The organism is Pseudomonas sp. PDM27 (genome assembly GCF_019219205.1).
GTDB lineage: Bacteria > Pseudomonadota > Gammaproteobacteria > Pseudomonadales > Pseudomonadaceae > Aquipseudomonas > Aquipseudomonas laurylsulfatiphila.
In genome coordinates, this window is sequence record NZ_JAHUWF010000010.1 from 216,230 (window position 1) to 230,414 (window position 14,185).

General features: G+C 62.2%; 11 protein-coding genes and 1 pseudogene. 6 read left to right on the forward strand and 6 right to left on the reverse strand.

The window, feature by feature from the left end; all coding sequences use genetic code 11:
* Positions 1-147 precede the first annotated feature (147 nt).
* From KW838_RS21040 to acs, 6 genes and pseudogenes are all read left to right on the forward strand, one after another.
* On the forward strand, positions 148-1,488 hold the full coding sequence (locus KW838_RS21040) for an MFS transporter (RefSeq protein ID WP_218503373.1): 1,341 nt from the start codon (positions 148-150) through the stop codon (positions 1,486-1,488).
* A 39-nt stretch (positions 1,489-1,527) separates the two neighbouring features.
* Positions 1,528-2,355 (forward strand): phosphonoacetaldehyde hydrolase, encoded by an 828-nt coding sequence (gene phnX, locus KW838_RS21045; protein WP_218503382.1) that lies wholly within the window; start codon positions 1,528-1,530, stop codon positions 2,353-2,355.
* A gap of 75 nt (positions 2,356-2,430) precedes the next feature.
* Positions 2,431-3,951, forward strand: a complete 1,521-nt coding sequence (locus KW838_RS21050) for an aldehyde dehydrogenase family protein (RefSeq protein WP_126045830.1) — start codon at positions 2,431-2,433, stop codon at positions 3,949-3,951.
* Between the two features lie 175 nt (positions 3,952-4,126).
* A pseudogene (locus KW838_RS29950) lies at positions 4,127-5,152 on the forward strand (cache domain-containing protein); the annotation flags it as partial.
* Positions 5,153-5,260: 108 nt separating this feature from the next.
* Positions 5,261-6,010, forward strand: coding sequence for a methyl-accepting chemotaxis protein (locus tag KW838_RS29955; protein WP_371317883.1), 750 nt, complete (start codon positions 5,261-5,263; stop codon positions 6,008-6,010).
* A gap of 77 nt (positions 6,011-6,087) precedes the next feature.
* Complete coding sequence (acs, locus tag KW838_RS21060) at positions 6,088-8,043, forward strand: acetate--CoA ligase (protein WP_218503386.1); 1,956 nt, start codon at positions 6,088-6,090, stop codon at positions 8,041-8,043.
* A 33-nt stretch (positions 8,044-8,076) separates the two neighbouring features.
* Here the strand turns inward: acs and KW838_RS21065 are convergent, their stop codons facing one another.
* The 6 genes from KW838_RS21065 to KW838_RS21090 all read right to left on the reverse strand — a co-directional run bounded on the left by KW838_RS21065 (position 8,077) and on the right by KW838_RS21090 (position 13,982).
* The gene (locus KW838_RS21065; RefSeq protein WP_218503388.1) at positions 8,077-8,850 is read right to left on the reverse strand and encodes a hypothetical protein; all 774 of its coding nucleotides are present in this window, start codon (positions 8,848-8,850) and stop codon (positions 8,077-8,079) included.
* 16 nt (positions 8,851-8,866) lie between these two features.
* Complete coding sequence (locus KW838_RS21070; RefSeq protein WP_218503390.1) at positions 8,867-9,685, reverse strand: DUF2092 domain-containing protein; 819 nt, start codon at positions 9,683-9,685, stop codon at positions 8,867-8,869.
* Positions 9,686-9,876: 191 nt separating this feature from the next.
* Positions 9,877-10,851, reverse strand: a complete 975-nt coding sequence (locus KW838_RS21075) for an acetyltransferase (RefSeq protein WP_218503392.1) — start codon at positions 10,849-10,851, stop codon at positions 9,877-9,879.
* Positions 10,852-10,862: 11 nt separating this feature from the next.
* On the reverse strand, positions 10,863-11,651 hold the full coding sequence (locus tag KW838_RS21080; protein ID WP_218503401.1) for an SDR family oxidoreductase: 789 nt from the start codon (positions 11,649-11,651) through the stop codon (positions 10,863-10,865).
* A gap of 37 nt (positions 11,652-11,688) precedes the next feature.
* Complete coding sequence (locus KW838_RS21085; RefSeq protein WP_218503403.1) at positions 11,689-12,858, reverse strand: sulfotransferase; 1,170 nt, start codon at positions 12,856-12,858, stop codon at positions 11,689-11,691.
* Positions 12,855-13,982 carry a DUF1214 domain-containing protein gene (locus tag KW838_RS21090; protein ID WP_218503405.1) on the reverse strand — a complete coding sequence of 376 codons (1,128 nt, stop codon included), beginning with the start codon at positions 13,980-13,982 and terminating at the stop codon, positions 12,855-12,857. Before KW838_RS21090 ends, KW838_RS21085 begins: the two co-directional genes overlap by 4 nt.
* Between the last annotated feature and the right edge of the window lie 203 nt (positions 13,983-14,185).

Consider the following 14,185-nt stretch of genomic DNA (forward strand, 5'->3'; position numbering starts at 1 on the left):
CGATCGCGTAATTCATGAATCAAAGCCTGATGCCATTCGCATGTTCATCTGTCGATGTCGTGCGAATGGACAGACTTGTGCACCGAAAACAAAAACAAAAACCGACCAATTTGCGCTGTCTGGCACCACATACGGGATCAGTACACCATGAACAACACGACAAGCCCTCTCGCCACCGGCTGGAAATCCCTCCAGCGTTGGCGCGTGCAGATTTTCCTGATCACCTGGGTGGCGTATGCCGCCTTCTACTTCACCCGCAAAGCGTTTTCCGTGGCCAAGCTTGGCATTGGCGAAGACCCGGACTTCATGCTCGAAAAGGCCGTGATGGCCAACCTCGATGCCCTGTACCTGACGGCCTATGCCGTGGGCCAGTTCCTGTGGGGCAACTTCTCCGACCGTTTCGGCCCAAGGGTGGTGGTCCTCAGCGGCCTGGTCATTTCGGCGGCGGCGGCGCTCCTGATGGGGACCTACGCCACGCTACCGATCTTCGTCTCCTGCATGCTGGTGCAGGGCTTCGCCCAATCCACCGGTTGGTCGGGCCTGTGCAAGAACGTCGGGAGTTTCTTCAGTACCAGTGAGCGTGGCCGCGTACTCGGTTACTGGAGCACCTCGTACGCCTTTGGCGGTCTGGTGGCCACGCCGTTTGCCGGCTGGTGGGCTTATCAGGCCTATCACGACTGGCGCATCGCGTTCATCAGCAGTGCCGTTGTCGTGCTGGTGGTGGCGGTGTTGTTTTATTTACTGCAACGCAACCGTCCGGAAGACGTAGGCCTGCCTGCTGTCGAAATCGAGATCGAACCGGTCAGCAACGTCGTGGTGCCCCGCGAAAGCATGTGGGCCGGCATACGGACCGTGATGAAAAATCGCACCGTGCTGGTGCTCGGCCTTGCCTATTTCATGCTCAAGCCGGCGCGCTACGCCATTCTGCTGTGGGGCCCGGTGATCATCTACGAACGCATGCCCGAGATCGGCAAGGTAGCGTCCGCCATCGTCCCCACCTCGTTTGAACTGGCGGGTCTGGTAGGCCCCATCCTCATCGGTATCGCCTCAGACAAATACTTCGGCGCTCGCCGCATACCGGCCTGCGTGCTCAGCCTGGTGGTCCTCACTGTCTGCCTGGGCCTGTTCGTTCCCGCCATGCAAAGCGGCAGTCTGTACATGGTGGTCGGTCTGCTGTTCATGATGGGCCTGACGCTTTACGGACCGGACTCGATGATCAGCGGCTCGGCGGCCATCGACTTCGGCAGCAAGGACGGGGCTGCCTCCGCCGCGGGCTTCGTCAACGGCTGCGGTTCGGTGGGTGCGGTCCTTGGCGGCCTGCTGCCGGGTTACTTCGACACCATCACCGTGTTCCTGGTGTTCACCGGCGCCGCACTCCTGGCCAGCCTGATGCTGGTGCCGTTCTGGAACAGCCGGCCGAAAACACTGGAAAACCCGATGTTGGTATCGACCCCGGTACAACCGGTCATTGTCGGCACCACGCCTTGAATTCGTACTACCCACTCACCTTTCCCTGGAGCAATCATCATGCAATACAAACAACCTTCCCAACTGCAAGCCGTGGTTCTGGACTGGGCGGGCACCGTCGTTGATTTCGGTTCCTTTGCACCCACGCAGATTTTTGTCGAAGCCTTCGCCGAGTTTGGCGTAGCGGTCTCCCTGGCAGAAGCCCGGGGTCCGATGGGCATGGGCAAGTGGGACCACATCCGCACGTTGTGCAACGAGCCGCAGATCGCCGCACGTTACCAGGCAGCCTTCGGACGCCTGCCGACGGATGACGATGTCACCGCCCTCTATGAGCGCTTCATGCCCTTGCAGATCGAGAAGATCGCCCTGCACTCGGCGCTGATTCCAGGTGCCCTGGATACGATCGATGCCTTGCGCGACAAGGGTCTGAAAATCGGTTCGTGCTCGGGTTACCCGGCCGTGGTCATGGAGAAAGTCGTCGAGCTGGCGCGCAAGAACGGCTACGTCGCCGACCACGTCGTGGCCACTGACGAAGTACCCAATGGCCGTCCGCACCCGGCCCAGGCCCTGGCCAACGTGATCGCTCTGGGCATCAGCGATGTGGCCGCCTGCGTCAAGGTCGACGACACCTGGCCAGGCATCCTTGAAGGCCGCAGTGCCGGCATGTGGACGGTCGCATTGACCTGCTCCGGCAACGCACTGGGGCTGACCTATGACCAGTTCAGGGACCTGCCTTCGGACAAGCTGGCCGAAGAGCGCGCCCGCATCACCAGGATGTTCGAAGGTTCGCGCCCGCACTACCTGATCGACACCATCATCGATCTACCGGCCGTCATTGAAGACATCAATGCGCGCCTGGCTCGTGGCGAAACCCCTCAGGGTTCCTGACCCTGCACGGCTTGCGCACCTGACAGTGACCGTCCTGTGGGCGGTCACACCCCAAAACAACAAGAGAACCCGATCATGAACTACGCCCACCCAGGCACTGCCGGTGCCATCGTTTCCTTCAAGTCCCGCTACGGCAACTACATCGGCGGCGAGTTCGTCGCGCCGGTCAAAGGTCAGTACTTCACCACCACCTCGCCGGTGAATGGCCAACCGATTGCCGAATTCCCCCGCTCCACGGCCGAAGACATCGACAAGGCCCTGGACGCTGCCCACGCCGCTGCCGACGCCTGGGGCAAGACCTCGGTGCAGGACCGCTCCCTGGCGCTGCTGAAAATCGCCGACCGCATCGAGCAGAACCTCGAACTGCTGGCCGTCACCGAAACCTGGGACAACGGCAAGGCCGTGCGTGAAACGTTGAACGCCGACATCCCGCTGGCGGTGGACCACTTCCGCTACTACGCCGGTTGCATCCGCGCCCAGGAAGGCAGCTCCGCTGAAATCAACGAACACACTGCGGCCTATCACTTCCATGAGCCGTTGGGCGTGGTCGGGCAGATCATCCCGTGGAACTTCCCGATCCTGATGGCCGCCTGGAAACTCGCCCCGGCCCTGGCTGCCGGTAACTGCGTGGTGCTCAAACCCGCCGAGCAAACCCCGCTGGGCATCACCGTGCTGGTCGAACTGATCGGCGACCTGCTGCCACCAGGCGTGCTGAACATCGTGCAAGGCTTCGGCAAAGAAGCCGGCGAAGCCCTGGCCACCAGCAAACGCATCGCCAAGATCGCCTTCACCGGCTCGACCCCGGTCGGCTCGCACATCATGAAATGCGCAGCGGAAAACATCATTCCGTCCACCGTGGAACTGGGCGGCAAGTCGCCGAACATCTTCTTCGAAGACATCATGAAGGCCGAACCGTCCTTCATCGAGAAAGCCGCCGAAGGCCTGGTGCTGGCGTTCTTCAACCAGGGCGAAGTCTGCACCTGCCCGTCCCGTGCGCTGGTGCAGGAGTCGATCTACGACGAGTTCATGGCCGTCGTGATGAAGAAAGTCCTGCAAATCAAACGCGGCGATCCGCTGGACACCGACACCATGGTCGGCGCCCAGGCGTCCGAGCAGCAATTCGACAAGATCCTTTCGTACCTGGAAATCGCCAAGGGCGAAGGGGCCGAACTGTTGACCGGCGGCAAGGTGGAAAAACTCGAGGGCAACCTGGCGAGCGGGTATTACATCCAGCCGACGCTGCTCAAGGGCACCAACAAGATGCGCGTGTTCCAGGAAGAAATCTTTGGCCCGGTGGTGAGCATCACCACCTTCAAGGACGAAGCCGAAGCCCTGGCCATCGCCAACGATACCGAGTTCGGCCTCGGCGCCGGCCTCTGGACCCGCGACATCAACCGCGCCTACCGCATGGGCCGCGCCATCAAGGCCGGTCGTGTATGGACCAACTGCTACCACCTGTACCCGGCGCACGCCGCGTTCGGCGGCTACAAGAAGTCCGGCGTCGGCCGTGAAACCCACAAGATGATGCTCGACCACTATCAGCAGACCAAAAACCTGCTGGTGAGCTACGACATCAATCCGTTGGGTTTCTTCTAAAATCGAGGGCGACACTGATTTCCGTGTCGCCCTTTCTACCGCCTTCGCGAGCAAGCCCGCTCCCACATTGGACTTGTGTCCACATTCCCCCCTGTGGGAGCGGGCTTGCTCGCGAAGGCGTCCTCACTGACCTGAGACTTTTCTGTTCCCCTTGATCGCCCCTTTGGAGCCCTCGATGAAAATCCGTTACAAGGTGAGCCTTGTGGCTGCTTGTGTGCTGTTGGTGACCACCAGTCTTCTATCGCTGGTTCAGGTCGAGCAGATCCGTAGCATTTTGCGTCACCAGGTCGAGGCGAGCATTGCCGAATCGAGCAATGCGGTGGCACGTCAGATCGAGAACTGGCTGAACGGCAAGCTTCATCTGATGGACCTGGCCTCCCAGGCGATCGATCGCCAATACAGTGTGCAAACGACCCAACGCATCATCGATTCGCCCATTCTGAAAGACGAATTCAAGCTGGTGTTCGGTGCCCTTGAGGCTGATGGAAAGCCCATCAAGAACTCGGCGGCGTGGAATCCGAAACCCGACTATGACGGTCGCACCCGTCCCTGGTATGCGACGGGAAAGACCCGCAGCCAAGCCGTCCTGACCGAACCCTACAAGGACTCCACCACGGGTGAAATCCTGATCTCGGCCGTCGCCCGGATCAGCGACGCGGGACAGCTGCTCGGGGTGTTTGGCGGTGACATCCGCCTGACCACGGTGGCCGATGCCATCAATACCCTGGATTTCGGCGGGGCCGGTTATGCGTTCCTGCTCAGCAAAAGCGGCAACATCATTTCCCACCCGGACGCCGAACTGAACGGCAAGCCCTACAGTCAGCTCTTTGCCGGGAGCGCCCTGCCCCTCGACGGTCAGCTTCAAGAGGTGCGCAGCGATGGGAAGTCGCTCCTGGTGTCCTTCATTCCCCTCTCCGATCTCAAGGGGATGGATTGGTACATCGGCGTGGTCCTGGACCAGGACATCGTCATGGCCGCCGCCCATACCCTGAGTTGGCGGGCCGTGATCGGTACCGGCCTGGGCGTGCTGCTCAGCCTGTTGGTGTTGGGCCTGCTGGTCAGGCGACTGCTGCGGCCGCTGGAACAACTGAAAGACTCGCTGGCCGACATCAATCGCGGTGAAGGCGACCTGACTCGCCAGCTGCCCGTGGTCGGCAATGATGAAATTGCCCTGGTCGCCGGGGAGTTCAACCAGTTCCTGCACAACCTCAAGGCGCTCATCGGCGACGTGAAAAACAGCTCGCAACAGGTCCGCGAGAGCACCACCGCAACCTCAAACGAAGCGGATCAGGCCGCCAACCGCGTCCAGGTGCAATTGCAGGAACTGGATCAACTGGCCACCGCCATGACCGAGATGGCCTCGACCGCCGAGGACGTCGCGCGCAACGCACAAACCGCTGCCGAAGCAGCCATTGCCGCTAACGAAGAAACCGCTGACGGCGTCGCTCTGGTTTCCCGGTCTACCGGGGCCATCAAGCGCTTGGCCGAGGAGATGGACGCCACCGGTCATGCGATCAATGACTTGTCCACCCTCAGTCAAAGCATTGAATCCATTGTGGCGGTCATCACCAGCATCGCTGACCAGACCAATCTGCTCGCCCTCAATGCCGCCATCGAAGCAGCCCGTGCCGGCGAATCGGGACGCGGGTTTGCGGTCGTGGCCGATGAGGTGCGCTCCCTGGCCTCGCGCACCCAGCAATCCACCCAGGAAATACGCGAGATGATCGACCAGCTGCAGACCGGGGTAAAACATGCCCAGGCACGCATGCAGCAGAGCCGAGACACGGCCAGCAAAACGGCCGGGGATGCCAACGCCGCCAATGACACCCTCGAACGCATACGCGAAGCCATTTACCGCATCAATGACATGAACCTGCAGATTGCCGCGGCCGCTGAAGAACAAAGCGCCACGACCGAAGAAATCAACCGCAACACCACCAATATCCGCGATATCAGTATTGAAGTCTCCGGCAGCGCGGACAAGCAGGCTCGCCAATGCTCAGCCATGGTGGAGCACGTCGGCCAGCAAGACAAACTACTGAGTCGCTTCCGGATTTGAATGTGCATTTGCCCGAATGCTTGAGCTGCAAACCCGTAACAGATCACAAAAACAACTATTCCACCGAGGTAAGAAAGATGAGTGCGGCTTCCCTGTATCCCGTTCGTCCCGAGGTTCTGGCCAACACGCTGACCGACGAGGCGACCTACAAGGCCATGTACCAGCAGTCGGTCGTCAACCCCGACGGCTTCTGGCGCGAGCAAGCCAAGCGCCTCGACTGGATCAAGCCTTTCACCACGGTGAAGCAGACTTCCTTCGATGACCACCATGTCGACATCAAGTGGTTCGCCGACGGCACCCTGAACGTGTCCTACAACTGCCTGGACCGTCATCTGGCCGAGCGTGGCGACCAGGTCGCGATCATCTGGGAGGGCGACGACCCTGCCGAAAGCCGCAACATCACTTACCGCGAACTGCACGAGCAAGTCTGCAAGTTCGCCAACGCCCTGCGTGGTCAGGACGTGCACCGCGGCGACGTGGTGACCATCTACATGCCGATGATCCCCGAAGCCGTGGTCGCCATGCTGGCCTGTACCCGCATCGGCGCGATTCACTCGGTGGTGTTCGGCGGCTTCTCGCAGGAAGCCCTGGCCGGTCGCATCATCGACTGCAAATCCAAAGTGGTGATCACCGCCGACGAAGGCATTCGTGCCGGCAAGAAGATCCCGCTCAAGGCCAACGTCGACGACGCGCTGACCAACCCGGAAACCAGCAGCATCCAGAAAGTCATCGTGTGCAAGCGCACCGGTGGCGACATCAAGTGGAACCAGCATCGCGACATCTGGTTCGAGGACCTGATGAAAGTGGCCGGCACCGTGTGCGCGCCGAAAGAGATGGGCGCCGAAGAGGCGCTGTTCATCCTTTACACCTCGGGTTCCACCGGCAAGCCCAAGGGCGTGCAGCACACCACCGGCGGCTACCTGCTGTACGCCGCCATGACCCACGAGCGCGTGTTCGACTACCGCCCGGGCGAGATCTACTGGTGCACCGCCGACGTCGGCTGGGTGACCGGGCACAGCTACATCGTCTACGGCCCGCTGGCCAACGGCGCCACCACCCTGCTGTTCGAAGGCGTGCCGAACTACCCGGACATCACCCGGGTGGCGAAGATCGTCGACAAGCACCAGGTCAACATCCTTTACACGGCGCCGACCGCGATCCGCGCCATGATGGCCTCGGGCACCGCCGCCGTTGAAGGCGCCGATGGCAGCAGCCTGCGCCTGTTGGGTTCGGTGGGCGAGCCGATCAACCCGGAAGCCTGGGACTGGTACTACAAGAACGTCGGCAAGTCCCGTTGCCCGATCGTCGACACCTGGTGGCAGACCGAAACCGGCGGCAACATGATGAGCCCGCTGCCGGGCGCCCATGCCCTCAAGCCGGGCTCGGCGGCGCGTCCGTTCTTCGGCGTGGTGCCGGCCCTGGTGGACAACCTGGGCAACATCATCGAAGGCGAGGCCGAGGGCAACCTGGTGATTCTCGATTCGTGGCCGGGCCAGGCGCGCACGCTGTATGGCGACCACGACCGCTTCGTCGACACCTACTTCAAGACCTTCCGCGGCATGTACTTCACCGGTGACGGCGCCCGTCGCGATGCCGATGGTTACTACTGGATCACCGGTCGCGTGGACGACGTGCTCAACGTCTCCGGCCACCGCATGGGCACCGCCGAGATCGAAAGCGCGATGGTCGCGCACCCGAAAGTCGCCGAAGCGGCGGTGGTCGGTGTGCCGCACGACATCAAGGGCCAGGGCATTTATGTCTACGTCACCCTGAAAAATGGTGAGGAGCCGAACGAGCAGCTGCGCCTGGAACTGAAGAACTGGGTGCGCAAGGAGATCGGGCCGATTGCCTCGCCGGATGTGATTCAGTGGGCGCCGGGGCTGCCCAAGACCCGTTCGGGCAAGATCATGCGGCGGATTCTGCGCAAGATTGCGGCGGCCGAATACGAAGGGTTGGGGGATATCTCCACCCTGGCGGATCCGGGCGTCGTGCTGAACCTGATCAACACGCACCGCAGCATGAGCGTCGCCTGACAGTTCGGGCCCCATCCATGAGCCCCCCGGCACTCAAGGCATCGGCACGACAGTGTAATAAACCCCGTTGGCACCAAAGGACGGTCGCAACCAGGCGTTGCCGCACTGGTAATACGTGGTATTGGAGAAACTTATCAAGCCACAGCCCGGGGGCAGTGAGGCGTACGTCGCGCCCATGGGCATTGTCGGTGGTGCGGAAGCCACCATGCCGGCGTTATAGCTGGCGTTCTGGTTGGCGACCGTCGCGGCTGCTTCACCGACGACCACGCCGGCCGCAGCGGCGGCTGCCGGATTGACGCCCTCGTTATAGCCACAGTTGTAGCAGCCACTGCTGGCAATCACAGCGGTTGGCGGATGGTAGTAAGCGGTCCCGTAAGGCACGGCACGGTAGGCGGTTGTGCCATAAACGGGGGGGCGGTAAGCCGTCGTGCCATAGCCATCCGCGTGATAGCCGGCGGCGGTAGCGCCATTTTCACCTTGCGCATGCCAGGCACCTTCGCCACCCGACGCCGTTCCACCTTCCGCGCCCGTGCCGTGCCAGGAGCCCTCGCCGCCGGACGCCGTGCCGCCGCGATAGCCTGTGCCGCTCCAGCTCCCATCACCTCCGGAAGCCGAGCCGCCGCGATTGGTTTCGCCACTCCAACTGCCGCCCCCGCCCGAAGCCGAGCCGTATTCACCCGAATGACTCCATGAGCCCCCTCCTCCGTAAGTGCGCCCGAAGCCGGAAGCGTGGGACCAGGCCGCTGCCTGGTTGCAGGTGAGCAGCGCGACAAGCAGGCCGGCGAATTTCAAGGTAGATCTGTTCATGGATCAGTCTCCTTGTTCAGGGTTTCGCCACGGGTTCTTTTACCCCCTGCGGGGCACGAAGATCGGGCGGTGGGGCAAACTGAATGCGGTGGGCCGTTTCGATGTGGTCAGGCCTGAAAAAATCGGCAGGCATCGCCGACTGGAGCTTCCAGTCACTGAAATCGACTTGATGCCGGGATCGTGTCGGATCATCGAGAAACACGGCGCGCAACCGGCGTGGCAGCTTGTCCTGCACGCCGATCCACGCCTGCACGAACACGCTGTCGCTGGTATAGGCGATCACATCGGTGGTGGTATCACCGACCACCGTGCTTTGGCCGATGTAAAACGCCACGCGCAGGTCCCGGGACAAATCCTTGTAGGGATCGGCGACGATCACGTCGGTAAACGGAAAATAGATCGCGGCACGCTGGTACGCGGCCTCCAGGGTCGCATCAATGGTAGGCGGCGCGTCCGCCTGGGCCAGCAAGTCGCCTTTACGTTCGAAGGCATAGGCTTTTTTACCGTCGTAGTAAAACTCGGTGGCCGGACCGTCGCCGGACGTCAACACACGAAGGCGATCCGGTCGTTGCACATTGACCAGGTCCACCGTGCCATAGGCCAGGGGAGGCCCTAACCGGCTGGGTTTTTCGTAGGTCGTGACGGCTTTGAAACTCATGCCCTGAGTGCCCGCGAGCCTGGCACTCATTGCCTTTAGAACCTCCAATGCCTTGGGTTCCAGTTGCACCGCAGGCGGATTGGCAGAGGGAGCTTGTGCGGCGTGCAGGGGTATCGCGAACAGACCAATGGCTAGACCGAAACAGAACAACCGGACAGGCGTTTGGAAGGTAGGCATCGATTGTTCTCCACGGAAAACAGCGGGTCGATCGCGCGTCGTCAGACTCAGTAGCAAAGCTCAGTTACAGGGCGATTGCCATGCATTCGGGAAAATAGTTTGAACAAATCCGCTCAGAAACCCGCGCAAAGGCTACTGCGCGTCAATCTGCAGGTGAAATCCGGCATCCATGCCGGACTGTCTCTGCAACCTCAGCAACATCCAGACGAATAACCGGCAAGCAAGCGCTCTGCAAACGCGGGCAGATCCGACTCGGCCAAACGGTTGATGCCGGCTGCACGCTTGCGTCCACCCCCCGTCGGGAACTGACGGCAGAACGCATCCGCCGTCTGTTCGCTGCCGTCAGGTACACGAAGGCTGAACCCCCATTCGCCATTGGCCTTGGCACTGAGCAGACCAATGGCCAGGTGCGGAGCCTGTGCCGCCAATTGATTGGCCAGCACCCCGCTGACCCGTCGCGCCCATGGCTTCGGCGGCAAGCGATAGAGCCGCGCACCGTTGCCCTCACGCCACGGCACCAGGTCAGCGGCTGCCGCCATGTCGGCGGCGTGCCCCTCTTTCAGGGTGATGAAACTCGCGCTGTCGCGGATGAAGTCCATTGGATCGCGGTACGGCAACAGTTCGCCGGCCAGGGCCAACGGATCGAAATGCAGGTCCTCCAGGCTGTCGCCGTAGGCGTTGTAGTTCAACAACTGACCCAGTTCTTCCAGCGCCACCACCTCCTCCGTATTCAACCCGTGTCGTTCGGCCAGCGCACGCGCCGGACCGGCCAGGCCATCACCAAAGGCGGCGACCACCGCCCAGCGGTGCTCTCGTCCCGAGAGGTAGTTGTCCACCAGGATGCTGGTACACACATGGGCCGCCGTATCGATAAATGACTCGAATGCCGGGTGTCGCGGCAGGTCACCCGCATAGTGGTGATCGAAATAGCGCACCCGGGCACCGGCGTCGAGTAAACGCCGGGTATCCTCGCGATTCTGCTCGTGGGCCACATCCAGCACGGTGACCCGCTCGCCATGAGCGGCCGTGACCCGGCGCAGCAGTTCGATATCGCGCTTGACCCCGCTGATCAAGCGCACCTCGCGCTCCAGTTCCCCGGCCAGGCGCAATTGCTGCAGCGCACAGAGGCCATCCGCATCGCCATTAAAGGCGCAGTGATCAATCATCTGTCTGTTCCTCAGCACATCATTTCGCCGCCGTTGGCATCCAGTTGCGCGCCATTGATTGCACTGGCGTAGTCCGATGCAAGGAACAGCGCGGCGCGTGCGCACTCGTCATCGGTGCGCATGCGCCCACCCGGGATCCCGGCACTGAGTTCGGCACGCACCTGTTCCTCACTGACGCCCCGGGCGGCGGCGGTCTGGCGGACCAGGGCCTGGACCGGCTCGCCCCACATCCAGCCGCACGCCAGGCCGTTGACCCGCAGGCCATGCACCGCCTGCTCGGTCGCCAGGTAGCGCACCGTCGCAGCCAGTGCACTTTTCGAGGCAGCATAGGCGGCACCCCCCTGGTAAGGCTTGCGGACCCCCAGGGTATTGATCATGACAATGGCGCCGGTGCCCTGGGTGCGCATGGGCGCCAGCACGGCGCGGCTCATGTTCAGCGAGCCCAGCAGATTGACCTCCAGGGCCTCGCGCAATGGCGCGTTGTCGCCCTCCTCCACGGACTGGAAGCCGCCGTGGGAGAAGGCGCTGTTGATCAGCGCATCGATACGCCCGAATTGTTCCAGGGTGTTTGCGGCGAAACGCTGACAGGCATCGACATCGGTAATGTCCGTGGGTACACACAACACCTCGCAGGTGTGGGTGAGCGCCAGGATACGTTGTTGCGCCTCGAGCAGCCGCGCCTTGTCCCGCGCCCCGATGGCAACGGCGCGCGCACCTTCGCGTGCGGCCTCCATGGCCAGCTTGATACCCAGCCCGGGGCCGACACCCGAGACCATCACGACCTTGTCTTTCAACAGCATGGGGAGATTCCTCTTGTTGTTATGAGCTGTACGGGTTTCAGGCTTGAATATGCCGGGTCCGGTACTCGGCATAGTCTCGTTGCAAAATCTCTTCGCTGAGGCCGAACTGGCCGGGGCTGTAGTGATGAACCGCACGCTTTTCACGCCCGTTTGCCTGCAGCCATTGCGCCATGGCGGACCGGGTCTGCGGCGTCAATTGGAGGCCGGCAAACTGATAGATCCTTTCGACGACAGCCTGCGGCTCGGCCACGGTGTCTTCGAAGTGCACATCAAGGAAACGCTCCGGGGGCATACGCTCGCGGACGGCCATCCCATGGCGCAACGCACGTGCCATACGGCGGTTCCACTGCTCTCCTACGGCCTCGGCATCCGCCTCGTCGCTGTAGAGCAACCACAGGGTATGGATAAAGCTGGCCAGCGAAGGAATGGTCCTGGCGGGTTCGCGGTGGGTGAGAACGACCTGCGCCTTTGGAAAAACCTCGAACAGCAGCTCCAGGGTATGCAGGTGCTGCGGGCTTTTGAGCAGCCAGCGACGGCCAGGCTCGATGCCGCGACGTGCCTGCTGCCATTGCAGGAACTGCAGGGTTCGCTTGAGGTACCGATAGACCTGCGTCTGGTCCTGAGCGTCAAGCCAGGCGGTATAGCTCGGTACATTGACGTAGGAGTCCATGGCACACAGGAACGAGTGTTCCATCAGCATGAACTCTTCATCGGGCTGCTCGGCGTCCAGCGGGTGGATGGCCAGCAACTGCGGGAGGAACTCGATCATTCCCGCGACTTCGTCCCGTGCCCGGGCGATGCGCTTTTGTGGTTGCTCCAGTGTTTCACCGGGCAAGGGTGCGGGGTAACGGGTTTCCCACCACAACGCCTTGCTGAACTGCGGATCCACCGCCAGTGTGCGCTGCAGCAGTGTAGTACCGGTACGCGGCAGGCCGACGATCACCAAGGGGTCTTCGATGGGTTGCTCAAGGATCTCCGGGTGGCACCGCAAGTGATCCTCCATGACCAGGCGGTTGACCAGTTGCCCCAGCAGTTTTTCCCGCAACAGGCCCCGCCCGGCGGGCGACAGGCACGCTTCGTTCTTCAGGGCGTCGGCCAATACCCGCAAGCCCTGGCGAAAATCCCCGGGACCGAAGTCGTCGAGTCCCCCGGCACGGGAACTGGCTTCGGCCAGCAAGGCATCCAGGGCGAAATCATCGGCGCTCATCGCACAATCTCCTTCAACGCATCGAGCTTGACCACGCGCGTGGTCGGGTGCACGGGATGCTGCGCCCCCACCCAGCGCAAGCACAGGGTGCCGTGGGGATGGCTGGCGGTTTCCAGCCAATTCTCAAGGCCCGGATCAACGCCGCAGAGCACCATGCGCAAGCGGCCATCGGCGTCCAGGCGCGCTGAATGCTTGTTCAGGCAGATGCGGTGGTAGCGGTAGTCCAGCGACTCCATCCAGTAGTTGTTGATCTGCACATTCCAGAAGTCGCAGTCAGGCACCTGGTCGACCTCGATCAGCAAGGCCTCGTCTTCGGCCAGGGCCCAGTAGGAGTGGTAATAGAAAATGTTCGGGTCGCCCCCCACGGACTGGCACAGCGCCTGGTCGGCAGCTGGCAGTTGATTGGGATGGGCCTGGTAACCCTGGGCCCAATCGGCAAACAATCGGGCGGTGTTCTCGACGAAACTGCCCACCCGCTGCAGGCTTTGCTGCAAGCGTGGCGCCGTCAACGGCTCGGGTGTCTGCCCGGCATTCAGGCGCTCTATTCGCAGTTGGGCCGGTTGCTCACTGCTACGGTCAAGAAACGTCTGGCGCACGATCAGGGCATTGCTCTGCGGCTCCAGCCGCAGCCAGTTGCCTTCAGCCGGCTGACGCTGGCTGAGGATGATTTCGAAGTGGCCCTCGGCATCCAGCGCCAGTGACCCGGCATCGAGGAAACCGGTCTGGGTCATCTTGCCATCCGTCTCATAACCCCCCTTCTGGGAGCCGAAGCTGAGGTAGGCCACGCTGCCACGGTGACCGCTGACCCGGTACTCATGCTCGCCGTTCAGGCGCGCATAGCTGTACCGGTTATCCGGGTTGTCGGCGCCGATTTTCGCGGTTTCATGGGACGGAGTGATGAAGCCCGGAAAGTCCGGGTCAGCGAATTCCAGGTGCATTTCCAGGGCAATGCGCAGTAACCGGGTGAGATAACGAAAGCCTTCGGCACGGGTCTGCACATCGGCCGGCGCTTCGCGGCGCAGTATCTGCTCGCCACTGCGGCGCAATTGCTCGCAAAAGAGGTTCCAGCTCTCACCGCTGAGCACCTCCTGATCGATCCTGTCTGTAACCATGTCTGCAACCATGTCGCTCTCCTCTGCCGGCGGACATCCCGCCGCTGCCAGTGACCTTAGGGAGTTCCCGCTTGCCGGTTCTTCGTCCGAGCGGACTAAGCGCCCGGCTAGTCCGCTCGGACGAGGAGCCGGGCATCCCGAGCGCGGAGGATCGCGCCTGAGCCCATGGCTTACTCCCGTCGCGATGCGTGGCGCGGAGTCACTCTCAGAGGAGT

Coding starts and splice junctions, on each gene's coding strand:
- KW838_RS21070 (WP_218503390.1), bottom strand. CDS start 9,685: ATGCCTACCTTCCAAACGCCTGTCCGGTTGTTCTGTTTCGGTCTAGCC.
- KW838_RS21080 (WP_218503401.1), bottom strand. CDS start 11,651: ATGCTGTTGAAAGACAAGGTCGTGATGGTCTCGGGTGTCGGCCCCGGG.
- KW838_RS21085 (WP_218503403.1), bottom strand. CDS start 12,858: ATGAGCGCCGATGATTTCGCCCTGGATGCCTTGCTGGCCGAAGCCAGT.
- KW838_RS21090 (WP_218503405.1), bottom strand. CDS start 13,982: ATGGTTGCAGACATGGTTACAGACAGGATCGATCAGGAGGTGCTCAGC.
- KW838_RS21075 (WP_218503392.1), bottom strand. CDS start 10,851: ATGATTGATCACTGCGCCTTTAATGGCGATGCGGATGGCCTCTGTGCG.
- acs (WP_218503386.1), top strand. CDS start 6,088: ATGAGTGCGGCTTCCCTGTATCCCGTTCGTCCCGAGGTTCTGGCCAAC.
- KW838_RS21040 (WP_218503373.1), top strand. CDS start 148: ATGAACAACACGACAAGCCCTCTCGCCACCGGCTGGAAATCCCTCCAG.
- KW838_RS21065 (WP_218503388.1), bottom strand. CDS start 8,850: ATGAACAGATCTACCTTGAAATTCGCCGGCCTGCTTGTCGCGCTGCTC.
- KW838_RS21050 (WP_126045830.1), top strand. CDS start 2,431: ATGAACTACGCCCACCCAGGCACTGCCGGTGCCATCGTTTCCTTCAAG.
- phnX (WP_218503382.1), top strand. CDS start 1,528: ATGCAATACAAACAACCTTCCCAACTGCAAGCCGTGGTTCTGGACTGG.